This is a genomic window from Rhodococcus sp. WAY2 (assembly GCF_009859915.1).
Lineage (GTDB): Bacteria > Actinomycetota > Actinomycetes > Mycobacteriales > Mycobacteriaceae > Rhodococcus_F > Rhodococcus_F oxybenzonivorans.
Window position 1 is genome coordinate 4,141,538 of record NZ_CP046572.1, and the last position, 23,190, is coordinate 4,164,727.

20 protein-coding genes and 1 pseudogene are annotated in these 23,190 nt (G+C 65.5%); 11 read left to right on the forward strand and 10 right to left on the reverse strand.

Annotated features, from left to right (window positions below):
- Window positions 1-12 precede the first annotated feature (12 nt).
- The 5 genes and pseudogenes from benC to GFS60_RS19020 all read right to left on the reverse strand — a co-directional run.
- A pseudogene (gene benC / locus GFS60_RS19000) lies at window positions 13-1,155 on the reverse strand (benzoate 1,2-dioxygenase electron transfer component BenC); the annotation flags it as partial.
- 37 nt (window positions 1,156-1,192) lie between these two features.
- The gene (gene benB, locus GFS60_RS19005) at window positions 1,193-1,702 is read right to left on the reverse strand and encodes a benzoate 1,2-dioxygenase small subunit (RefSeq protein ID WP_159923609.1); all 510 of its coding nucleotides are present in this window, start codon (window positions 1,700-1,702) and stop codon (window positions 1,193-1,195) included.
- Between the two features lie 14 nt (window positions 1,703-1,716).
- Window positions 1,717-3,099 carry a benzoate 1,2-dioxygenase large subunit gene (gene benA / locus GFS60_RS19010; RefSeq protein WP_159923611.1) on the reverse strand — a complete coding sequence of 461 codons (1,383 nt, stop codon included), beginning with the start codon at window positions 3,097-3,099 and terminating at the stop codon, window positions 1,717-1,719.
- 171 nt (window positions 3,100-3,270) lie between these two features.
- Window positions 3,271-4,278, reverse strand: a complete 1,008-nt coding sequence (locus GFS60_RS19015; protein ID WP_159923613.1) for a 2Fe-2S iron-sulfur cluster-binding protein — start codon at window positions 4,276-4,278, stop codon at window positions 3,271-3,273.
- A 2-nt stretch (window positions 4,279-4,280) separates the two neighbouring features.
- Window positions 4,281-5,492, reverse strand: coding sequence for a cytochrome P450 (locus GFS60_RS19020; protein WP_159923615.1), 1,212 nt, complete (start codon window positions 5,490-5,492; stop codon window positions 4,281-4,283).
- A 211-nt stretch (window positions 5,493-5,703) separates the two neighbouring features.
- Between GFS60_RS19020 and GFS60_RS19025 the strand changes: the two genes are divergently transcribed.
- Window positions 5,704-6,645 carry an AraC family transcriptional regulator gene (locus GFS60_RS19025; RefSeq protein ID WP_159923617.1) on the forward strand — a complete coding sequence of 314 codons (942 nt, stop codon included), beginning with the start codon at window positions 5,704-5,706 and terminating at the stop codon, window positions 6,643-6,645.
- 20 nt (window positions 6,646-6,665) lie between these two features.
- Here GFS60_RS19025 and GFS60_RS19030 read toward each other — a convergent pair whose 3' ends face one another.
- Complete coding sequence (locus tag GFS60_RS19030; protein ID WP_159923619.1) at window positions 6,666-8,282, reverse strand: 4-hydroxyphenylacetate 3-hydroxylase family protein; 1,617 nt, start codon at window positions 8,280-8,282, stop codon at window positions 6,666-6,668.
- 29 nt (window positions 8,283-8,311) lie between these two features.
- Window positions 8,312-8,872: a flavin reductase family protein gene (locus tag GFS60_RS19035; RefSeq protein WP_159923621.1), complete on the reverse strand. Its 561-nt coding sequence runs from the start codon at window positions 8,870-8,872 to the stop codon at window positions 8,312-8,314.
- A gap of 165 nt (window positions 8,873-9,037) precedes the next feature.
- Between GFS60_RS19035 and GFS60_RS19040 the strand changes: the two genes are divergently transcribed.
- A complete protein-coding gene (locus tag GFS60_RS19040; protein WP_159923623.1) occupies window positions 9,038-9,976 on the forward strand; it encodes an AraC family transcriptional regulator in 939 nt (312 codons plus the stop codon).
- 30 nt (window positions 9,977-10,006) lie between these two features.
- Here the strand turns inward: GFS60_RS19040 and GFS60_RS19045 are convergent, their stop codons facing one another.
- Complete coding sequence (locus tag GFS60_RS19045) at window positions 10,007-10,954, reverse strand: acyl-CoA thioesterase (RefSeq protein ID WP_159923625.1); 948 nt, start codon at window positions 10,952-10,954, stop codon at window positions 10,007-10,009.
- A gap of 229 nt (window positions 10,955-11,183) precedes the next feature.
- Here GFS60_RS19045 and GFS60_RS19050 point away from each other — a divergent pair, with 229 nt between their 5' ends.
- The gene (locus GFS60_RS19050) at window positions 11,184-11,672 is read left to right on the forward strand and encodes a dioxygenase family protein (protein WP_159923627.1); all 489 of its coding nucleotides are present in this window, start codon (window positions 11,184-11,186) and stop codon (window positions 11,670-11,672) included.
- Window positions 11,673-11,686: 14 nt separating this feature from the next.
- On the opposite strand, the gene GFS60_RS19055 is transcribed toward GFS60_RS19050, so the two are convergent.
- The gene (locus tag GFS60_RS19055) at window positions 11,687-12,457 is read right to left on the reverse strand and encodes an IclR family transcriptional regulator domain-containing protein (RefSeq protein WP_159923629.1); all 771 of its coding nucleotides are present in this window, start codon (window positions 12,455-12,457) and stop codon (window positions 11,687-11,689) included.
- Window positions 12,458-12,665: 208 nt separating this feature from the next.
- Here GFS60_RS19055 and catA point away from each other — a divergent pair, with 208 nt between their 5' ends.
- Genes catA through catC form a run of 3 tightly spaced genes read left to right on the forward strand, consistent with a single transcriptional unit; the run spans window position 12,666 to window position 14,956 of the window.
- Complete coding sequence (gene catA, locus GFS60_RS19060; RefSeq protein ID WP_159923631.1) at window positions 12,666-13,508, forward strand: catechol 1,2-dioxygenase; 843 nt, start codon at window positions 12,666-12,668, stop codon at window positions 13,506-13,508.
- A 29-nt stretch (window positions 13,509-13,537) separates the two neighbouring features.
- Window positions 13,538-14,659, forward strand: coding sequence for a muconate/chloromuconate family cycloisomerase (locus tag GFS60_RS19065; protein WP_159923633.1), 1,122 nt, complete (start codon window positions 13,538-13,540; stop codon window positions 14,657-14,659).
- 15 nt (window positions 14,660-14,674) lie between these two features.
- Window positions 14,675-14,956: a muconolactone Delta-isomerase gene (gene catC, locus GFS60_RS19070; protein WP_109333824.1), complete on the forward strand. Its 282-nt coding sequence runs from the start codon at window positions 14,675-14,677 to the stop codon at window positions 14,954-14,956.
- Between the two features lie 70 nt (window positions 14,957-15,026).
- On the opposite strand, the gene GFS60_RS19075 is transcribed toward catC, so the two are convergent.
- Window positions 15,027-16,217, reverse strand: a complete 1,191-nt coding sequence (locus GFS60_RS19075; protein WP_159923635.1) for an ROK family transcriptional regulator — start codon at window positions 16,215-16,217, stop codon at window positions 15,027-15,029.
- A gap of 151 nt (window positions 16,218-16,368) precedes the next feature.
- Here GFS60_RS19075 and zwf point away from each other — a divergent pair, with 151 nt between their 5' ends.
- The 5 genes from zwf (at window position 16,369) to GFS60_RS19100 (ending at window position 23,188) form a co-directional block, all read left to right on the forward strand.
- A complete protein-coding gene (gene zwf / locus GFS60_RS19080; protein WP_159923637.1) occupies window positions 16,369-17,865 on the forward strand; it encodes a glucose-6-phosphate dehydrogenase in 1,497 nt (498 codons plus the stop codon).
- Window positions 17,862-19,715: a phosphogluconate dehydratase gene (gene edd / locus GFS60_RS19085; protein ID WP_159923639.1), complete on the forward strand. Its 1,854-nt coding sequence runs from the start codon at window positions 17,862-17,864 to the stop codon at window positions 19,713-19,715. Before zwf ends, edd begins: the two co-directional genes overlap by 4 nt.
- 12 nt (window positions 19,716-19,727) lie before the next feature.
- Complete coding sequence (gene eda, locus GFS60_RS19090; protein WP_159923641.1) at window positions 19,728-20,354, forward strand: bifunctional 4-hydroxy-2-oxoglutarate aldolase/2-dehydro-3-deoxy-phosphogluconate aldolase; 627 nt, start codon at window positions 19,728-19,730, stop codon at window positions 20,352-20,354.
- Window positions 20,355-20,383: 29 nt separating this feature from the next.
- The gene (locus GFS60_RS19095) at window positions 20,384-21,562 is read left to right on the forward strand and encodes an ROK family transcriptional regulator (RefSeq protein WP_159923643.1); all 1,179 of its coding nucleotides are present in this window, start codon (window positions 20,384-20,386) and stop codon (window positions 21,560-21,562) included.
- Between the two features lie 171 nt (window positions 21,563-21,733).
- Complete coding sequence (locus GFS60_RS19100; protein ID WP_159923645.1) at window positions 21,734-23,188, forward strand: sugar porter family MFS transporter; 1,455 nt, start codon at window positions 21,734-21,736, stop codon at window positions 23,186-23,188.
- Window positions 23,189-23,190 lie beyond the last annotated feature (2 nt).

Here is a 23,190-nt window from a genome sequence, read left to right on the forward strand (position 1 = left end):
GACTGTGCTGTTCTCGAGTGCCATGGGGGCGTCGAACTGCGCACCCGACTCGGACAGCGGCTGGTGCTCCTCGCCGATCTCGTGCTCGGGCACAGCGGATTCGGGCGTGTCGGCCGGTCGCGGTGCGGGCGTCTCGGATCCGTGGGGGGTCGCCGCGTTGTTGAACTTCTCGAAGTAGAAGTTCGCCGGCGTGATCCCCTCGGACTTCAGGTGGTCGCGGACGGCTTCGACCATGGGCGGCGGCCCGCACAGGTACACGTCGACGTCACCGTCGTTCAGATGCGCCGGTTCGAACAGCCCGGTGACGTATCCCTTGTTCGGCGCGCTGCTCGCCGGATCGGACACGCAGTAGTCGAATGTGAACTGCGGCAGCGACTTCGTGTATGCCTCGAGCTTGTCCAGCTCCACCAGGTCCGCGTCGGACGAGACTCCGTAGACCAGGTGCACGGGGTGATCGGCGGCGTCGGTGCGCATCTTGTCGAGGATCGACAACAGCGGGGCGAGCCCGGTGCCGCCGGCGAGTAACAGGGCGCGGCGCTTCTGCTCGCGGAGGAAGAAGCTTCCCATCGGGCCGGTGAACTCGAGTGTGTCGCCGACCTGTGCGCGGTCGCGCAGGTATTCCGACATCAGGCCGCCGTCGGTGATCTTGACCAGAAACGACAGTTCCTCGGACGTGGGCCCGGCGCTGAACGAGTACGAGCGGGTCGCCTCGGTCCCGGGCACGGTGATGTTGACGTACTGCCCTGGGAGGAACACCAGATCTTCGCGGTTTGCGATCTCGATCGTGAACCCGATGGTGGTGTCGGAGAACCTGCGGATCTCCGTAATCGTCGACGAAAACGTGCCTGCGGCGGTCTTGGCGACGTCGGAGGTCGTCGGGATCTGCAGCACCAGATCGCTTTCCGGCATCATCTGGCACGGAAGGCAGTAGCCCTGCTCCGCCTCGTCGTCGGTGAGTGCTTCCTCGATGTAGTCGCCGCCGTCGTACGTGCCGGATTCGCAGAGCGACTTGCAGGTGCCGCACGCCCCGTCTCGACAGTCGAGGGGGATGTTGATGCGCGCGCGGTAGGACGCGTCGGCGACCGTCTCGTCGCCGTCACACTTGATGAAGCGGGTGATCCCGTCCTCGAAACTCAGTGCAACTTGGAAAGTCATGAAAAACAGCTCGATTCGCGAAGAATGGGGAAGAAGATCAGATGTGATAGATGTCGACCACGTGGTGGATGTAATCGTTCTTGAGCACGACCTTCTTCTTCAGGATCAGTGGCTGCTCACCGGAGAAGTCGATGGTGTAGAACGAATTTCCGAAGTACGTGTCGACCGTGTTGTAGCGGAAATAGAGCGTGAACCAGTTGAACCGGACGTCCACGACCTCGCCGCGGCGCTCGGTCACCTCGACGTTCGAAATGTTGTGACCGGTACGCGGTTCCGGCAGGCTCGTCACGCTCGACCTGTCCGTCTTGATGCGGAACACCCGATCCTCGATGCCGCCGCGGTTGGCGTAGTAGATCAGGGAGATTTCGGTCATCGGGTCGGTGGTCAGTTCACCGTCGTCGGCCCATGCAGGCATCCAGAACTCGGAGTCGGGGTGATAACACTCGATCCACTTCTCGAATTCGCGGTCGTCGAGGTAGCGGGCCTCACGGTAGAGGAACTGCTCGATATCGTTTTGGGTGACCGTGTTTTCGGCTACTGCAGTCATGTAACTTTTCTCCCTCAGCGGTTGTTCGCAGCAGCGGCAGCGTCGGCGTTGAGTGCCTTGGTGAGCGCCTGCACCCAGTACCCGTGCTGGATCGGGTAAAGGCCCTCGTCCTCGGTCTTCACACCACTGGAGATGGGATTGATGCCGATCCTCTTCGCACCCTCGTCGGGGCCCTGGAGTTGGTGGGTGACACCGCGGCTGAGGTCGTTGAACGGTGCGGCGGCGGCCTGGTACGTCTTCTGGCAGGAGCGGAACTCCTCGAGATCGTCCGGGGTGGCCATGCCGGTGGCGTTGAAAAAGTCTTCGTACTGGCGGATGCGGGCGGCACGTGCCACCCGGCTCTCACCCTTGGGCGCGATGCAGTAGATGGTGACCTCGGTCTTGTCGACGGAGATCGGACGGAAATGCCGGATCTGCGAACCGAACTGGTCCATCAGGTACACATTCGGGTACAGGCACAGGTTGCGGGACACCCCGATCATCCAGTCGGCGCGGTCCTCCCCGTACTCGGCGACGAGTTCGTCACGACGCTCGTTGAGGGGACGGTTGGCGGGGTCGGCCCACTTGGTCCACAGCAGCAGGTGCCCGTTGTCGAACGAGTAGTACCCGCCCTGCTGCTTCGACCACTTGCCGGCGTCCATCGCCTTGGTGGCGTTGGTGGATTCGCCCGACTCACGACGCGAGGTGGTCGCGGCGTAATTCCAGTGGGTGGCGGACACGTGATAACCGTCGGCGCCGTTCTCGGTCTGCAGCTTCCAGTTACCGTCATAGGTGTAGGTGGACGCACCGCGCAGCACCTCGAGGCCCTCGGGTGACTGGTCGACGATCATGTCGATGATCTTCGTGGTGTCACCGAGGTGTTCTTCGAGCGGCGGGACATCGGGGTTCAGGCTGCCGAACAGGAATCCGCGGTAGTTCTCGAACCGCGCGACCTTGGTGAGGTCGTGGGAACCGTCCTTGTTGAACTGTTCCGGGTAGCCGGCCTCGCGCGGGTCCTTGACCTTGAGGAGCTTGCCGGAGTTGTTGAACGTCCAGCCGTGGAACGGGCAGGTGAACGTGGTCCGGTTGTCCGTCTTCCGCCGGCAGAGCATGGCGCCGCGGTGGCTGCACGCGTTCACCAGGGCGTTGAGTTCGCCCTCCTTGTTCCGGGAGATGACGATCGGCTGACGGCCCATGTACGTGGTGAAGTAGTCGCCGACGTTCGGGATCTGGCTCTCGTGGGCCAAATAGATCCAGTTGCCCTCGAAGATGTGCTTCATCTCGAGTTCGAACAGGTCCTCGTCGGTGAAGACGCTGCGTCGCACCTGGTAGCGTCCGGTTTCCGCGTCCTCGATCAGTGCGTCGGCCAGCTTGGCGCGCACGTCGTCGGACGGCGCTGTGTACAGGGTTTCAGTCATGGGATCCTCCAAGATCTCCGGGGGCTTGCGCCCTGCGAGGGCGCCCGGGTCCGGCAATGGATTCCACTCTTGCAGCCTGTGCGCTGCATCACACTAGGCATTTGCCGAGTACTGCCTAGGACATGTTCGCGATGCGCACACCGGGGCCGGCGACCCCGGTGTGCGCAACGATCAGACGGCCGGGGTGAACTTCTCGCGGAAGATCCGCCGCGGAGCCATACGCCGGCGCTTGAACGCCTTGACGCCGGCGTCGACCATCGCGGGTGGCCCGCACAGGTAACCGGAATAGCCGCGACAGCTGTCGAAATCGTCGACGAATGCATCGGTGACGTAGCCGGTCCGCCCGGGCCACGTCTGGTCACTCAGGCATGGACGGTAGCGGAAGCCGGGGTGCGCGCGTTCCCACTCCTGGAACAGGTCCACGTCGTAGAGGTCGGCTTCTTCGCGCACGCCGTGATACAGATGAACCGTGCGGTCGGGTGTAGACCTAAGAGCCTGGGCTGCAATCGATTTGAGCGGCGCGAGCCCAGTTCCGCCGCCGAGCAGGATTATCGGCCCGTCGTCGTCGGTGTCGAGGCAGAAGTCGCCGAGCGGACCCACCATGTCGACGCGATCGCCCACACTCAACGGTCCGAAGATCCAGTTGTCGGTGGCCAGCCCGCCGGGTTGGCGGCGAATGTGGAATTCGAGCACTTTCGATTCACTGGGGGAGTTCGCCATCGAGTACTGGCGCCCCTGATCCGAGCCCGGCACCCGTAACTCCACATACTGCCCCGCCGAGAACTCGAGCGGACTGTCGAGAGTGACGAGTAAGCGCCGGGTGTCGCGGGCGACGTCCTCGATTCCGCTGACCGTGCCCACCAGATCCCGCAGGGCATGAACGGTCGTCGCGGGTGCCGAGTCCAGCCGCTCCACCACCGTGTCACCGCGGGGAGCGGCCTGGCAGGCCAGCGCGAACCCGGCGTCACGCTCGGCCGCACTCAGTGTGCTGTCGGGCGATCTCCGATGATCCACCGAACCCGACACGACCCGCAGTTTGCAAGTCCCGCAGGTGCCCTGGTTGCATGAGTTGGGCATCCAGACGCCGCCGCGGAGAAGCGCGTCGAGGATGGCCTGATCGGGACCGCACTGGACTGTGTCGGTGCCGACGGACACGGTGTGTGTCTCGGTGCGGGTCATGGTCATACCTCCCAGGTCGTGTGCAGTGCTGTCGGGCCGCGGAAACCCCAGCCCCAGAATTCGACGTCGGCGCCGGTGTCCCGTTCGAGGTTGGGGATCGCCTCGAAGAGCTCCTCCAGCCCGATGCGGCACACGTGATTGGCGAAGTAGATACCGGCGCAGGCGTGCTGTCCGGCGCCGAACGCCAGATGGGGCAGCGGTGGGCGGGTCATGTCGTACTCCGTCGGAGCGTCGTAGACCTCGGCGTCGTGGTTGGCGGAGCCGTAGGACATCAGGACGACCGAACCCTCGGGCAGGAAGACGTCGCCGACCGTGACGTCCTTCGTGCTGATGCGGGCCGTCGCCGACCAGATCGGGGAAGTCCAGCGCATCCCCTCGGAGATGGCGCGCGGGATCAACGCGGGTTCGTCGATCACCGCCTCGAGCTGCTCCGGACGGCTGAACAGGCCGACGAGGGTCGACGCCATGGCGTGCCCGGGCTCCTGCATCGCGCCGAGCAGGAAGACGAAGAGTGTGGGATAGATGTAGTCCCGCTCCCGTACCTGTCCCTCGGGCATGCCGTCGTGCAGCCAGTGGGAGATGGCGCTGTCATCGGGATTGACGATCCAGTTGTCGATCAGGGGGTCCACGATGGCCCGGATCTCGGCCTTCGCCTCGTCGCCCTGGACGAAGCCCTCCGGATTGGTGAACTCACCGTTCTCGTCCACGCCGGCATTCGTGAAGGAGTTCGACAGCCGGTGGAACCAGTCGCGTAGCGTGTCCGAGCTGACGTCGTTCAGACCGAGCAGGTCGCCCAATGCCCGCACGCTCACCGGCTCGCAGTACTGCGACACCAGGTCGGCCTTGCCGTCGTTCTCGAACTGCTCCACGTAACGCCGGGCAATGGGGCGAACGAGTGAATCGACCCAGCGGTCCACCTCCGACGGCTGCAGAGCGGGGTCGACCATCGAGCGGAGGTCGCGGTGGATATCGCCGTTGACCCCGATCACCGCGGGGTGGCCGAACGTGCGGCCGCCGGCCTTGGTGATGATCCCCTCGAAGTCGGGGCTGGTGGCGATGGCTCGGCACAGCTCCGCAGTGGTCGCCACGTAGGAGCCGAGAACCGGGAGGTATGCCAGTGGAGCCTCGGCGCGCAACCGCTCGTACACGGGGTAAGGGTTGCGTTCGAGTTCCGTCATGGTGATCTCGTCGATCCAGGAAAGGGTCGCAGTCATGTGATTCTCCTTGTTCGGTAACAACTTTCGCTGCAACGGCGGGTGAAGGAGAATGTAGGGGCCGGCTCTCGGGCGCGTCTAGCCGATTCGCGCGACGGCTGGACGATGTGCGCGACTAGTTGTGATTGGTATCTCAGTTATCCTCGACTCAGCGGGACGGCACAGCTTCAATGGAGGTCGAAACGACGTGTGGACGAGGCAGGTGTAGGCGATGGCATCGACGATTACCGAGACTCATGACTGGGACGCGGCGTCGAGGGCGGTGGCCGGTGCGTACTTCCCGCACACGTTGACGGACCTGTCTCCGGACGGCTCCCTGAAACTGTCGATGCGCACCGTCGATTTCGGGCCGGTCACCCTCGGCAGACTGGGCTGGGGTGCGGACGTATCGATCGCCTGCGACTACCCGGGCGCGTACGAGGTCAACATCCCGCTCTCCGGCTCCCTGGAGTCGCGCTCCCCGGTGGGCGACGTGGTGTCGCGGCCCGGCCAGGCGACGGTGTTCCGGGCGAACGAACCCACCCTGATCAGCCGGTGGAGCGGTGATTGCTCGGTGCTCGGCGTCAAGTTCGACAGCGAATACCTCGAACGGGAAGCGGATCGCATACTCGGCACCGACGTGCGCCCGAAGTTGCTGCTGCCCTCCCAGATCGACCTCACCGACGCCTCGGGCAACAGCTGGTTCCGACTGTTGAGGTCGCTGACCGCGCAACTGCGCGAACCGTCCGACCTGCTCGCCAATCCGGTAGTGGGACCGCAGCTCGCCGGCGCCATCACCGCAGCCTTCGTCCTGGCAGTCACACCGGATCAGGACGTGCGCAGGACGGCGCCGCGTCCCCGCATCGTCAAGCGCGTACTCGACGGGCTGAACGACGACCCGGCCCGCGCGTGGACGGCGGCAGACATGGCCGAGCTGGCGGGCACCAGCGTTCGCCGGCTGCAGGAAGGGTTTCGCGAGTACGTCGGGCGCAGCCCGTCCGAATGCCTCCTCGACATCCGCTTGACTCGCGCCGATGCCGATCTGAGGGCGCGGGAGCCAGGTGTCACGGTTTCCGACATCGCTGCCCGGTGGGGGTTTACCCACGCCGGCCGGTTTTCCGCTGCATATCGTCGCAGGTACGGCAAATCCCCGTCAGAGCTCGTGCGCTTCTGACGGGGATTGCGCGTGTGTAGTTACTTGTTGCCGAAGTACGAGACGTCGTCGTTGCCGATGAGGTCCGGCACCGTCCAGCCGTCGAGGTCGTACTCGGCCAGGCACTGCTCGGCCAGACCCTTCATGGAGGCGACGTCACCACGGTTCTCGGCGGCGAAAAGCAGCTCCGCCTTGACGTTCTCGTGGTTGCCGGAGTAATTCCGCTCGTAGAGTTCGTGGCGGCCACCGAACTCGGTTCCGATCGAATCCCACAGCGCCTTCATGATTTTTACGCGGTCGACCGCGGTCATGCCGTCCGAGCCGCGAACGTATTTGTCGAGGTACGGACGGACGTCGGGACTCTTGAAGTCGGCGGCCGATGACGGCAGGTAGATCAGCCCGGATGCCACATCTTGTTCGATGATCTCTTTGATGCGGGGGTAGCCCTGGATCATGAACATGCGGTAGGTGAGGCCGTATTCGAGCTTGGGGATGACGGTGTCGCCGATCCAGGGCTCCGGGTTGCGTGCCATCGATTCAGTGAGGGACCAGAACAGGTTGCGCCAGCCGATCACTTCACCGACGCGGGTCTGCACGCCTCGGAAGCCGCCCGCTCCGGTGGCGTCGAGTGCCTTCATCAACATGCCGGCGATGAAGTCGAGCTTGACGGCGAGGCGGGTACAGCCCTGAAAAGTGAAGCGGGGCAGGAAGCCCGACTGCGGGAAGAAGCCGTTGATCTTGTCGACGTCGCCGTACATGAAAACGTTTTCCCACGGCACGAGGACCTTGTCGAAGATGAAGATGGTGTCGTTCTCATCCATCCGGCTCGACAGCGGGTAGTCGAACGGGGTGCCCATCACCGCGGCGTTCTGGGTGAACGAGGACCGGCAGATCAGCTTCACGCCCGGTGCGTCCATCGGCACCGTGCAGATGAGCGCGAATTCCTTCTTCTTGATCGGCAGACCGTAGTGGGCGATGAAGTTGTAGTTGGTGATCGCCGAGCCCGTGGCCACGACCTTGGCGCCGGAGACGACGATGCCCGCGTCGGTTTCCTTCTCCACCTTCATGAACACGTCGCCGACCTCGTCCGGCGGCAGCTGCCGGTCCACGGGAGGATTGATGATCGCGTGGTTCCAGTAGAGAACCTTTTCCTGCGACTCCTTGTACCAGCGCTCGGCGTTGTCCTGGAACGGCGAGTACAGCTCCTTGTTCGCGTGGAGGGTTCCGAGGAAGGACGCCTTGTAGTCCGGGCTGCGACCCATCCAGCCGTACGTCATCCGCGCCCAGGTGGCGATGGCGTCGCGCTCCTTCAGGAGGTCGTCGGACGAGGTCGGCGCCTTGAAAAACGGCATGGTGACGCCGCCGTTGCCGGTGTCGGTGGGGGTGGTGACCTTGTCGACGTGCTCACCGGTGTGCATCGAGTCGTACAGACGGGCAGTCATGCGAATGGGGTTCCGGAACGCCGGGTGGGTGGTCACGTCCTCGACACGCTCGCCGTGTAACCAGATCTCGCGATCGTCACGCAACGATTCGATGTACTCGTCGCCGGTCATCGGCCGCGACGCGAAGTTCTTCGTGCGATTCACCTCGCTGTCGGCGGCGACGTTGACCTTGGTGCGGTCGACGGCGGTGTCGGGGGCGGATTCGGTGGTGGTCATCGAGATGGCCTTTCTTCAGGAAATCGGTATCAGGAGACGGTGTGGAGATGGAACGGAGTGAACGAGGTGGTGGCGTCGAACCAGCCACTGTGCGGGTCGTCCATGGAACCGTTCCAGGCGGCCGAAGCCGACGGGGCGCCGAGGTCGTGGAATGTGCTGCGGTAGAACAGCAACGGATCCTTCCCGGTGGTCTGCGCGTCGACGATCTCGCCGATGAAGATGAGATGGTCGCCGCCGTCGTACTCGGCCCACGGCACGCACGACAGCGTGGCGGCCGAGCCGCAGAGGACGGGGGCGGTGGGGCCGTCCGTCCACGTCGGCTGCGGCTCCTGCGGCCGGCCGGCGAAATGCAGTGCTGTGTCGACCTGGTCGGCGGCCAGGATGTTCACCGCGAAGGGCGCGTTGCTGAGGTAGCGGCACGCCTTCGACTTACGGGTCAGCGTCACCTGGCACAGCCGTGGCTCGAGGGAGACGGCGGTGAAGGCGGTGACGGTGGCCCCGTGCGGTTCGCCGTCGGAGTTGCTGCACGTGATGACAGTGACTCCGCTGGCGAACTGTCCGAAAATGTTCCGGAGTTCGCGCTGTTCCATGATCGGAAGCCTCCCTTCGTGTCGGGGCGCTGTTGCGGTGAACACGAAGGTACGACCAGGTCCACCGCGCGTCGATCCGCTGTGCGAGGTGCCGATCCACTTTGCGCAGTGACTCGGATCACGGCGGAAATTGCAATCGATGGTGTCCGCGGTCACACTTGTGCCATGTCGACCACGTCCAGGTTCGTCCGTTCCGATGATTGGGACGAGGCGTCGCACGTGGTGTCGGACGTCTACTTCCCGCACCGCCTGACTCCGCTGAGCAGAGAGACCGCCAGCAATACGGTCGCGGAAGCCGTGGAGCTGGGCCCGGTGAAAATCACCCGCATCGGATGGGGAGCCGACGTGTCGATCCAGTCGGATCACCCGGGTGCGTACGCGGTGAACGTGCCGTTGTCGGGACACCTGGAGTCGGTGACCGGGAAAACCGAGGTGTCGTCGGCGCCCGGGTCGGGGACCATCTGTCCACCCGACACCACGACGCTCATCACCGACTGGAGTAAGGACTGCTCGATCATCGGGGTGCGGGTCGACCGCGACTACCTACACAGGGAGATGGCGCGGATTCTGGCGCGGCCCGGACTGCGCCTGCCCCCGAAATTCGATCTGACCAGCGAGAACGGTGCCAGTTGGTTGGCGTTGGTGCGGTCACTCCTCGATCAGATGTTGCGTTCGGACGGTGTCTACGCCAACCCCCTCGTCGCCGAGCAGCTGTCGGGGGCGGTCACCACGGCACTGGTCCTGGCAGCGATACCGGACGACGAGACGGCCGGTGCCGGTACCCGGCCGCGCATCGTCAAGCGCGTCATCGACGAGATCCACGCCGACCCCGCGCGGGCGTGGACGGCGGCCGAGATGGCCGAGATCGCGGGCGTCGGGGTTCGGCGCCTTCAGGAGGGATTCCAGGAGTACGTCGGCGTGAGCCCCCGCGACTACCTGCTCGACGTGCGGCTCGAGCGCGTCCACGCCGACCTGCTCCGCGCCGACACCTCGGCCACGGTGTCCGATGTCGCGATGCGGTGGGGGTTCACCCACACCGGCCGGTTCGCGGCGGCGTTCCGGAAGAAGTACGGGGCGGCGCCGTCGGACGTGCTGCGCGGCTGACGTCGTCTGGTCAGTCGCTGTTCGGCCTGGCTACGACAGGGCACCGATCCGGGCGCGGGCCCGCAGCGCGATGAGTTCCCGGGCGTGTGCCTCGAGCCCGCGATCCTCGTCGGACTGCGGAATCCATTGCCGCACTGCGGTTGCGGCGCCCTCCTCGTCGATCGCGGCGACCACGGTGAGGCAGTGGGTGGTCAGATTCATCTCGCCCGTGCGCGGATCGCCCGATCGCACGTGCACCGAAATATGCATGGTCTGCGCGCCGGTATGGAGCAGTCGGGCATCGACCTCGACGACGTGACCGATCTGGATCGGCCGGTAGAACCGGACCCCACCGGCGTACACCGAGACGCACGGACCGCCGCTCCAGGCGGTACCGCAGAGGTAGGCGGCCTCGTCGATCCAGCGCATCACCGTGCCACCGTGGGTTTTGCCACCCCAGTTGACGTCGGTGGGGGCTGCGAGGAATCGCATGACCGACACGGGTGCCGTGCCCTTGTCCGTGTATTCCTGTCTGCTCATCGCCTCTTCGATGTCGGCGCGGAGCCCGACCCGCATGATCGCCTCGTCGGCTTCGGCGTGGTCCTCGGCGGTGACAGGCAGCCACGGCGGGACGTTTTTCGGCTTACCGGAATCATCGACGGCCACGAAAATCACCAGACAGTTACTGGCCTCGGTGAACTCACCGGTACGCGGGTCTGCGGAAGACACCGTGCACTGGATGTGCATGCTCGATCGGCCCGTGTGCACCAGCCTTGCCTCGACTTCCACCAGGTGACCGGACTCGATCGATCGGGTGAAGCGGATGTTTCCCACGTAGGCGGTGACGCAGTAGCCGCCACTCCAGCCGACCGCGCACGCGTAGGCAGCCTTGTCGATCCACTCGAGGATGCGTCCGCCCTGGATCGATCCGCCCAGGGTTGCCACCTCTGTGGGGGCCGCGAGGAAGCGGAGTGTGATGCTGCGGGGAGGGGTGTTCATCGATGTAATCCTCGGGGATGCGAAGTGGCCGGCACAAAGCGCGAACCGGGGCGGCGAAACGTCGTTGTCCGCCGATGGCGGAGCAATTATCCCACGGATGCCCTGGACCCACCCGTCCCGATGTGAACGGGCCGCGGGTTGACGAACCGTGTGACTACAAGCACACTCGGTAATGACCGCACAGCGTTCTCACAGTACGCACAGCGTACGAGAGTGATCGGATCTGATAATGACCTCGACGTCGACCACGTCCGCACCGCACGTGGATCGGGCAAGCCTCGACCATGTCGACCGGGAGTTCTACCTCCCCGCCCAGCGAGTGCTGCCCTGGAAGGCAAACCTTGCGGCACTCCCCGGTGAACCCGGAACTCCGCTGCGCATCACGGGAGTGGTGCGGTCGCGCGACGGCGAAACGTTGTCGGGTGCAGAGCTCGAGGTGTGGCACGCGGACGCCGACGGCTGCTATTCCGGGTACTCCGTCGAGATTCTGCGCAACAATCTGCGCGGCATCGTCGTCACCTGCGCCGGGGGTCGCTTCGACATCTCCACCATCAAGCCCGCGCCGTGCGAATTCTCCAGTGTCCCAATCGGTAACGAGGTGGGTCACATCAACGTGATCGTGCATGCGCGCGGTTACCGCTCGCTCGGGACGCGGGTGGTGCCGCCGCCCGGCGCAACGCAGGAGATGTCCTGCGAATTCGTGCTCGACCCGCTGTAGCCGGACCGCAGCTGTCAGCCCGCGAACCCCATGTCGGAGCTGAGGGCGGCTGCGGCGGCGAGGACGCACGGCACGGCCTGTTCCCGGAATTGCGCGGGCGTATTGCGTGCAGTGGAGGTGGAGCAGGCCACCACGCCCACGACGGAGCCCGCCGCGTCCCGGACCGGGGCGGCCAGCGAGATGAGTCCCTTTTCGAGCTCCTCGGACGTCAACGCGAATCCCTGCTCACGAACCTTGGTGAGTTCACGTTCGAACTCTGCGGCGCTGCCGATGGTGTCGGGTCCGAGTTTGGCGAAGGTCGACTCGCTGACCACGCGTTCGACGACGTCGGCGGGCGCCCACGCGAGCAGTGCGCGACCCATCGACGTGGCGTACGCGGGGACCCGGGTGCCCACCGACACGTTGATGCTCATGATCCGGCGGACGGGAACGCGCGCTGCGTAGACCACGTCGGCCCCGTCGAGTACGCCCAGCGAGGCCGACTCCTGCGTCTTCTCCGACACCTCGAGCAGTCGGGGCATCGCCGCCTCGATGAGGGCGTGCGACTCCGAGTAGTGCTGGCCGATGCTGAGCACGCGGGGGGTGAGCGACCACCGGCCCCCCGAGCCGGCGACGTAACCGAGCTTCTGCAGGGTGAGCAGGATCCGACGGACCGCGGGACGCGAGAGCCCCGCTTCGGTGGCGAGTTCGGCCAGTGTCGGGTTGGGGCGCTGCGCATCGAAGGCCAGAAGCACCGCGAAGCCACGCTCGATGCTCTGGATGTAGTCGCGATCGTTCTCGGGCATTGCGGCCTCCACCAGCGGTCTCGTCAGGGTGCACGGAAGTCGGGGTTGACATTTCAATGTGACTGCGCGCACAGTAGGTATGTACGCACAGCGTGATAGTAGTACGCACAGCGTACATACGCAAGACCTCGGCGCGTGAACACCCACCGTGTCGCCCACAACTCGATATCAGCCTTATCCGCTTCCCTCCAAGCCCAAGGAGAAACAGATGACCACCACCGAGAGCCCCACCGCCGCCGGATCCGGCTCCGCAGCCACCGACAAGTTCAAGTCCGAACGCGTCAGCGCCGACACCTCACCGGAGCGCCTCGCGGCGATCGCCAAGGACGCCCTCGGCGCGCTCAACGACGTGATCCTGAAGCACGGCGTCACCTACCCCGAGTACCGCGTGTTCAAGCAGTGGCTCATCGACGTCGGTGAGGGCGGGGAGTGGCCGCTGTTTCTCGACGTGTTCATCGAGCACTCCGTCGAAGAGGTTCTCGCCCGCACCCGCAAGGGAACCAAGGGCAGCATCGAGGGCCCGTACTACATTGCCGGTGCGCCGGAACTGCCCTCCACCTGCACCTTGCCCATGCGCGAGGAAGACAGGAAGATCACCCCGCTGGTCTTCTCCGGCCAGGTCACCGACCTCGAGGGGAACGGGCTCGCCGGCGCGAAGGTCGAGCTGTGGCACGCCGACAACGACGGCTACTACTCGCAGTTCGCCCCGCACCTGCCCGAGTGGAACCTGCGCGGCACGATCATCGCCGACGAGGAGGGCCGCTACGAGATCACCACGATCCAGCCGGCGCCCTACAAGATTCCGACCGACGGCCCGACCGGTCAGTTCATCGAGGCGCAGAACGGTCACCCGTGGCGTCCCGCGCACCTGCATCTCATCGTGTCGGCTCCCGGTAAGGAGTCGGTGACCACGCAGCTGTATTTCAAGGGCGGCGAGTGGATCGACAGCGACGTCGCGTCCGCCACCAAGCCCGAGCTCATCCTCGACCCGAAGACCGGTGACGACGGCAAGAACTACGTCACCTACAACTTCGTGCTCGACCCCGCGTGAGCTGTTCCACCCGTAGAGAGAGTGATTCGATGACCGACCTGTCTATCGTTTCCGTCGAAACGACGATCCTCGATGTGCCGCTGGTGCGTCCCCACAAGTTCGCCACCACGTCGATGACGGCGCAGCCGCTGCTGCTCGTCGCCGTCACCACCGCGGGCGGCGTGACCGGCTACGGCGAGGGTGTCGTCCCGGGCGGCCCGTGGTGGGGCGGCGAATCGGTGGAGACGATGCAGGCGATCGTCGAGCGTTACCTCGTCCCGGTCCTGCTGGGGCGGGGTGTCGACGAGATCACCGGCATCATGTCGGACATCGAAAGGGTGGTCGCGAACGCGCGTTTCGCGAAGGCCGCCGTCGACGTCGCACTGCACGACGCCTGGGCGCGGAGCCTCGGTGTGCCGGTGCATACGCTGCTCGGCGGAGCCTTCCGGGACAGCGTCGAGGTCACCTGGGCTCTCGGCGCCGCTCCCGCCGAGGAGATCGTCGAGGAGGCCCTCGGCATGGTCGAGTCGAAACGGCACTTCAGTTTCAAACTCAAGATGGGCGCCCTCGACCCGGAGGTCGACACTGCCCGGGTCGTCCGGATCGCCCAGGCACTGCAGGGCAAGGCCGGCGTCCGTATCGACGTCAATGCCCGCTGGGACCGGCTCACCGCGCTGAAGTACGTGCCCCTCCTCGTCGAAGGCGGCGTCGAACTGATCGAGCAGCCCACCCCCGGTGAACAGCTCGAGGTCCTCGCCGAACTCAACCGGCTCGTCCCCGTCCCCGTGATGGCGGACGAAAGCGTCCAGACGCCGCACGATGCTCTCGAGGTCGCGCGGCGCGGCGCGGCCGACGTCATCGCCGTGAAAACCACCAAATGCGGTGGGCTCAGGCGCAGTCGGGAGGTGGTGGCCATCGCCAAGGCGGCCGGCATCGCCTGCCACGGAGCCACGTCCATCGAGGGGCCGATCGGCACAGCGGCGTCCATTCACTTCGCCTGCTCGGAACCCGGCATCAACTTCGGTTCCGAACTGTTCGGACCCCTGCTGTTCAGCGAAGAACTGCTGCAGCAACCACTGCGGTACGGCGACGGCAAGGTGCATCTGCCCGAAGGTCCCGGGCTCGGAGTCGAGCTCAACATGGATGCCGTCAAGACTTGGACCAGGAACTGAGGAGAACACCACCCGATGGCACTCTTTCACGTCCGGATGGACGTCAACATTCCCCGCGACCTCGACCCGGACGTCCGGGACGAGACCATCGCCAAGGAGAAGGCCTACTCTCAGGAGCTGCAGCGCTCCGGTAAGTGGCCGGAAATCTGGCGAATCGTCGGAAAATACAGCAACATCAGCATCTTCGACGTCGACTCGGCCGACGAACTCCACGAAATACTGTGGAATCTGCCGCTGTTCCCCTACATGAACATCGAGATCACCGCGCTCACCCGGCACGGTTCCGACGTCAAGTAGGCGGCTCCGCCGCCCGTGCGCCCTTTTGGTAGCTGGGGCAACCAGAAAGGCGCACGAGGCGCGGAGCGCCCTATTTCTGCTGCGCGAGGAGCCGGTCTACGGCCCGGACGCTGAGGACGTGGTCGAGCGCCATGGTGGCGCTACCGACCACCCCGGACAGCTCCCCGTGCGTCCAGGGCAGAATCTGTAGCTGCTGTGTGGCCACGGCAATAGCGTTGCCGTACAGGGTTTCCCGAAGTCCGGCGACAAAGGTGTCGTAGGCCTGTGCCATGTCGCCGCCGACGATGACGACCTCCGGGTTGAGGAGATTGACCACGCCGGACAACACTTCGCCGATCTGACGCCCGCTCTCCCGAATCATCCGCCGCGCTTCCGCGTCGCCCGCGAGCGCCAGCGTGATCACGTCGCGGATGTGGGTGACGTTGCGCCCCTGTCCCTGAAGGTTGCGGACCAAGGCCCACCCGCCCGCAACGGCCTCGACACATCCCACGTCACCGCAGCGGCACACCACACCTTGTGCCGCTGCGGTTTTCGTATGCCCGATTTCACCGGCAGCGCCGAGAGCGCCCCGCTGAAGGGCTCCTCCGGACACGATCCCGGCGCCGAGGCCGGTGGATGCCTTGATCAGGAGCATGTCGGCGAAGTCCCGGCGCTCTCCACGCCGCTCCGCCAGAACCATCACGTTGGCGTCGTTGTCGACGAAGACGGGCGCATCGGTCACCTCGGCGAGAAATGGTTGCAACGGCACCCCGTCCCACCCCGACATCATCGGTGAGTTGAGGCTGCACCCGCGCTCGATGTCGACGGTGCCGGGCAGGCTGATCCCGACTCCCACGGTGCGGCGGGCCGTCTCACCCAGGCTCTCGCGTAGCGCGATCAGGCGTTGCGCAATGACCGGCATCAATTCCGCTGGGCTCGTGCCGATTTCCTGCTCGACGTCCTCGACGACGAGGACGTCCCCGGCCAGGTCGCAGATCGCGAGCTGGGTGCGACTCCGGCCGATCGCGGCGGACAGCACCACCCCTGCCTGAACGTGGAAGGAGAGCTTGACCGGTGGCCGGCCGCCGGTCGAGACGCCTTCTTCTCGTTCCACGACGAGTCCGGACGCCTGCAGTGTCGAGACGCGGGCCGCCACCGCCGTGCGGGACAGGCCGGTGAGATTCCCGATCTCGGTTCGGGTGGTTGCTTGGCCGTCGCGGATGAGCGCGAAGACGTCGCCGCCCGTCGCCGGGGAAGTGGTCGATCGTGGCGTCGTCCGCATACGGCCATTCAACCAACCCGGACGCTCGACTGACAACGTAAGCAAAGCGCCTTTGTTCTCAAAAATACTTAAGTTTGTATTGATTGAGCGCCGAAGTTGCCCTACTCTCGTCTGTGACGGCCCACACATTGGCTTTCAGAGGGAGAATGACATGCCACCTGCGAACACGGTCTTTCCAGCCAAGACGGTGGATCCCTGCGACTTCGTCGTCTTCGGCGGAACAGGCGACCTCGCCGTCCGAAAGCTGCTTCCGGCGCTCTACCTGCGCGATCGCGACGGACAGCTTCCACCGGAGACCCGGGTGATCGGCGCCTCGCGAGCGGGCCTCGATACCGAGGGCTACCGGGACAAGGTCCGGGGGGAACTCGCGCGTTTCGTCCCGAATGATCAACTGGATGCGCAGACGTGTGACCGATTTCTCCGTCGGCTCGAGTACGTGAGCGTCGACCTCGCCGATCCCGACACCTGGACGGGCATCACCGAATGTCTCGCGGGCCGGGAGGAGCTCATCCGAGTCTTCTATCTAGCCTGCGCACCGGGACTGTTCGGGCCGATCTGCGAGAACCTGCAGTTGCACGGCCTTGCGAGTGCGCAGTCCCGGGCGGTACTCGAGAAGCCGATCGGACACGACCTCGCCTCGGCACGCGCCGTCAACGACGCGGTCGGCGCCGTATTCGACGAATCGCAGATCTTCCGCATCGATCACTACCTCGGCAAGGAGAGTGTGCAGAACCTCCTGGTCACTCGCTTCGCCAATACGTTTCTCGAGCCGTTGTGGAATTCCACGTCCGTGGACCACGTGCAGATCAATGTCGCGGAATCGCTGGGTGTCGGGAGTCGTGGGGGGTACTACGAGTCGGCGGGAGCGCTGCGCGACATGCTGCAGAACCACCTGCTGCAGCTGCTGTGCCTCGTCGCGATGGAACCCCCCACCTACGTCGATCGTGAGACTGTGCGCGACGAAAAGCTGAAGGTGCTGCAAGCGCTGAAGCCCATGAGTCCGGACGACGTCGAACGGTGCACCGTCGCAGGACAGTACGGTCCCGGACTGGCTGAGGGTGTGGCCGTTCCCGGTTACCGAGACGAGGTCGAGAACCCCCACAGTCGCACCGAGACGTTCATTGCCGTGAAGGCCGAGATCCAGAACTGGCGGTGGGCGGGTGTGCCGTTCTACCTGCGCACCGGTAAGCGGATGGACCGCAGATGCTCGGAGATCGTGGTGCAGTTCAAGCCCGTCCCGCACCCGATGTTTCCCGGCAGTGAAGGCCACAGCGAACCCAACCGTCTCGTGATCCAGCTCCAGCCCCACGAGGGTATGCGATTGCACATGACGGCCAAGGAACCCGGCCCCGGTGGTATCCGCCTGCGGCCGGTGTCGTTGGACCTCAACTACATCGAGACGTTCAAGCGGCCGTCGCCGGATGCCTACGAGAGGTTGCTGATGGACGTGGTTCGGGGCAACCCGACCCTGTTCATGCGCCGCGACGAGGTGGAGGCGGCATGGGAATGGGTGGAACAGATCCTTGTCGGCTGGGACCGCTCCGAACGGCTCCCGCGCCGGTATCCGGCGGGTACCAACGGACCCACCGACGCCACCACTCTCATCGAGCGCGACGGACGCACCTGGCACGAAGGAGTTCCCGCATGACCGAAACACCCACACCGACTGCCGACGTGCACCCCGTCCTCGCCGCCGTCACCGAGCGGATCATCGAACGCAGCAGGCCCGAGCGCACTACTTACCTGAACCGGATCCGGCAGGCGGGCGACCACGGACCGGCCCGCGGCAAACTGGCCTGCGCGAACCTCGCGCACGGCTTCGCCGCGTCCGGCCCGGCCGACAAGAAGGCGCTGCGCAGCTTCGTCAAGCCCAACATCGCGATCGTCTCGTCGTACAACGACATGCTGTCGGCGCATCAGCCGTTCGAGCATTTCCCGCGACAGCTGAAGGCCGCGGTCATGGAGGCCGGTGGCATCGCCCAGTTCGCCGGTGGTGTTCCCGCGATGTGCGACGGCATCACCCAGGGCCGCGACGGCATGCAGTTGTCGTTGTTCAGCCGTGACGTGATCGCGATGGCGACGGCGATCGGACTGTCACACGACATGTTCGACGGCGCGCTGATGCTGGGCGTGTGCGACAAGATCGTGCCGGGAATGCTCATCGGCGCATTGGGTTTCGGGCACCTACCGACGATTTTCGTTCCGGCCGGACCGATGACGTCCGGTCTGCCGAACAACGAGAAGTCCCGCGTTCGCCAGCTCTACGCGGAGGGCAAGGCCGAACGTGAGGAACTGCTCGACGCGGAGGCGGCGAGCTACCACGGCGCAGGCACCTGCACGTTCTTCGGCACGGCCAATTCCAACCAGCTCCTCATGGAGGTCATGGGCCTGCACTTGCCCGGATCGAGCTTCGTGAACCCCGGTACCCCGCTGCGTGATGCACTGACGTCCGAAGCGGGGAAGCGCGTCACCGGGCTCACCGCACTCGGCGACGATTACACGCCGGTCGGCGAGGTCGTGGACGAGCGTGCCGTGGTCAACGGCTGCGTCGCGTTGCTCGCGACCGGCGGATCGACCAACCACACCATGCACCTCGTCGCGATCGCCCGGGCCGCGGGAATCACGCTGACCTGGGACGATCTGGCGGAGCTGTCCGCGGTGGTGCCGTTGCTCGCCCGCATCTACCCCAACGGCTCGGCGGACGTGAACCACTTCCACGCCGCCGGCGGCCTCGGCTACGTGGTCTCTTCCATGCTGGATGCGGGCCTGCTGCACGAGAACGTCAAGACCGTTGCCGGTCCCGGACTCCGGCGCTACACGGAAGAGCCGAAGCTGTCCGGTGACGGCGTCGAATGGCAGCCGGGTACGCGAATCAGCCTCGACACCAGCGTGTTGCGCGGACCGGAAGACCCGTTCGACGTCAACGGTGGGCTCAAGATGCTCACCGGGAATCTGGGTTCGTGCGTGATGAAGACGTCGGCCGTCCACCCGGACCACCGCGTCGTGACCGCGCCGGCCAGGGTGTTCGACGACCAGCTCGACTTCCTCGCCGCGTTCGAAGCGGGCACGCTGACAGGCGATTTTGTGGCTGTGCTCCGGTACCAGGGCCCACGCGCCAACGGCATGCCCGAATTGCACAAGCTCACACCGGTACTCGGTGTTCTGCAGGACCAGGGCCGGAGGGTCGCATTAGTCACCGACGGCCGGATGTCCGGCGCCTCGGGAAAGGTGCCGGCAGCTATTCACCTCACCCCGGAGGCGGCCGCAGACGGACCGCTCGCGCGTGTGCGTGACGGCGACCTCCTCACCGTCGATGCCGTGACCGGAACTGTGAACGTGCATCTCGACGACGAAGAACTGGCCGCCCGCCCGGCGACCGGTCGTGCGCTCGGTGTCGACGAATGGGTCGGCACGGGGCGTGAACTCTTCGCCGGACTCCGCGCCGCCGTCGGACCGGCCACCCAGGGCGCCAGCGTCTTTCATCCCCAACCCGCTTAAGGAGCAATTCCAGTGACTGCCAATCCTTCTCTCCTCGACCGTGTCCCGGTCATCCCTGTCGTCGTGATCGACGACGTTGCACATGCCGTCCCGGTGGCGCGCGCGCTGGTGGCCGGCGGCATCCCCATGATCGAACTGACCCTGCGCACATCCTGCGCACTCGACGCCATCAAGGCGATCGCGACCGAGGTGCCGGACATCTGCGTGGGTGCAGGCACCATTGTGGAACCGGACCAGGCGGCGCGTGCAGCAGAAGCCGGTGCCCAGTTCCTGGTGTCGCCGGGTAGCACCGAGTCGCTGCTGAAGGCGATGACCGACACCGGTCTGCCGCACCTCCCCGGTGCCGCGACCGTGTCCGAGGTGTTGTTCCTCCTCGAACACGGCTACCGGGAGCTCAAGTTCTTCCCGGCCGAGGCGTCCGGGGGTGCCAAGTTCCTCGGCTCGATCCATTCGCCCGTTCCCGCGGCCAGGTTCTGCCCCACCGGCGGGGTGTCGACCTCGAATGTGCGGGACTACCTGGCACTGCCCAACGTCGGGTGCGTCGGCGGATCCTGGCTCACGCCCTCCGACGCCGTGAAGCAGAAGGACTGGGACCGGATCAGCGCGCTGGCCAGTGAGGCGGCAGCACTCGCTCGTTAGGCCGAGAACGCGCGCGGTACGGTGAGGTCGTGCGAGACAAGGAAAACGGTGATCCAGGACGGCCGGGCTCGCAGTCTTCGCTGAAGTCCGCCAATCAGCATCGAGTGGTGCGCGCCCTGCAGATGTCGGGCGAGCTGACCCAGGCAGAGATCGCCCGGCGCACCGGTTTAGCTCCCGCCACCGTCTCCAACATGGTCAAGGAACTGACCGCGGCCGGGATGGTCACCGTGCCTGACGGCGACCATCCCGGCCAGCGCGGTCGGGCGGTGCGACTGACGCGAAAGATGGGGCTTGCGGTCGGGATCGACTTCGGGCACCGCCACCTCACCGTCGCAGTCGCCGACATGGCACACGATGTCCTGGCCGAGGAAAGAGTCGAACTCGCAGCCGGACATCGCGCCGAAGAAGGCGTGGTGCTGGCGGGCAGCCTTCTCGACGCTGCCCTCGACCGTCTCGGCTGCGACCGCGCGTCCGTCCTGGCCGTCGGGATGGGCCTGCCCGCGCCGCTCGAGGCCGATACCGGTGAGGTCGGTGGCCCGTCGATCCTCCCGGGTTGGGTGGGTGTCGACGCCGCCGCCATCGCGTCCGATCATCTCGGTATCGCCGTCCACGTCGACAACGATGCCAACCTCGGTGTATTGGCCGAGCACATGTGGGGCGCAGGCCGGGGAACCACCGATCTCGCATACATCAAACTGTCCGACGGTGTGGGCGCCGGCCTTGTCCTCGACGGCCGGCTCTACCGTGGAAGAGGCGGCACCGCAGGCGAAATCGGCCACGTCACTCTCGACGAGTTCGGTCAGGTATGCCGTTGCGGCAACCGAGGATGCCTCGAGACGCTCGTTGCCTCCCACGTCGTCATCGCCCTCCTCGAGCCGAGCCGCGGCACCGGCCTGAGTATCGCCGACGTCGTCGCCATGGCCGAGAACGGTGATGCCGCATGCGTCAGGGTGCTCGCCGACACCGGCAGGCATGTCGGCGTCGCAGCCGCGAGCCTCTGCAACCTCCTCAACCCTGAGCGTCTCGTCATCGGCGGGGAACTCGCCCTGGCGGGCGATTTGCTGCTCGGTCCCCTCCGTGAGGTCCTGGCGCGTTACGCCGTGCCCAGCGCAGTGCGATCGCTCGAGGTGCGTGTCGCCGAGTTGGGCTCCCGGGCCCAGGTGCTCGGTGCCGTCGCGCTGGGCTTGCGTTCTGCACTACCTGCCTGACTCGATGTATTCATTCCCGAACATCAGGCTAGGTATTTTCGGTTTCCTATGTTCATAGGTTGACGATTCGCGGCTTTCTTGCCTACTGTGGTCCACGCCACATTTACTGCGTGCGCCTTCGCCGCGCGGCGGGTCTCGGCCTCGCATACCCCCTTCCTCCCGAGGAGTCCCATGACCGAAAACGTTCTGTCACCCGGCGCAAACGTGCAGCCCGGCGACACAGGGGAGGGCGCAGCTGTGCCCTTCCGGATCGCGGCTGTCGCTGCCCTGGGCGGCCTCTTGTTCGGATACGACAGCGCGGTGATCAACGGCGCGGTCTCGGCGATCGAAGGCAAGTTTCAGGTCGAGTCGGCCTTGCTCGGCTTCGCCATCGCTTCGGCCCTGCTGGGCGCGGCCGCGGGCGCCATGGTGGCCGGCCGCATCGCCGACCGGTACGGACGGCTCGTCACGATGCAAGCTGCCGCGGTGATGTTCCTGCTCAGCGCGCTGGGGACGGGGTTCGCCCCTGATGTCGAAGTCCTCGTGGTGTTCCGCATCGTGGGCGGCCTAGGCGTCGGCTTGGCCTCGGTGATCGCCCCCGCATACATCGCGGAAATCTCTCCGGCCCGGGTGCGGGGACGTCTGGGTTCACTGCAGCAGCTCGCGATCGTCACCGGCATATTCGTCTCGCTCCTCGTCGACTACGCACTGGCCGCGCTCGCCGGCGGGTCCCAGGAGGAATTGTGGTTCGGACTCGAAGCCTGGCGATGGATGTTCCTCGCCATGTGCGTTCCGGCGCTCGCGTATGGACTGCTGTCGCTGACCATCCCCGAATCGCCCCGCTACCTGATCGCCCAGGGTCGTCTCGGTGAGGCCCGCGGCGTTCTCGCAGTGCTTCTCGGGGAGAAGGGTCTCGACCTCAAAGTCGAGAGCATTCGTGCCACTCTTGCTCGCGAGAACGAACCCTCCATCAAGGACCTGAAGGGGCCGGCGTTCGGTCTCCTGCCGATCGTGTGGATAGGCATCGGTCTGTCGGTCTTTCAACAGTTCGTCGGCATCAACGTGATCTTCTACTACTCGAGCGTGCTGTGGCAGGCGGTCGGTTTCGACGAGGGCAGTTCGCTGCAGATCACCGTCATCACCTCGGTGGTCAACATCGCGACCACTCTCATCGCGATCGCATACATCGACCGGGTGGGCCGTCGACCGCTCCTGATCATCGGCTCGGCCGGCATGGCCGTGACACTCGCGACCATGGCCGTCATCTTCGGCACCGCTTCCACCACCGTCGTGAACGGGGTGACAACTCCCCAGCTCACGGGTCTGCAGGGGCCGATCGCGCTGATCGCCGCCAACCTCTTCGTGGTGGCCTTCGGAATGTCGTGGGGACCCGTGGTCTGGGTTTTGCTCGGAGAGGCCTTTCCCAACCGCATCCGGGCGGCGGCCCTGTCCCTGGCCGCCGGTGCACAATGGGCGGCGAACTGGCTGATCACCGTGAGCTTCCCGTCGATGAAGGACTTCTCGCTCGGCATCTCCTACGGCTTCTACGCCGTGTGCGCGGTGCTGTCGCTCGTCTTCGTCCTCCGTTGGGTCAAAGAGACCAAGGGCGTGGAACTCGAAGCCATGCAATCGGATCCGGTGGTGTAGAG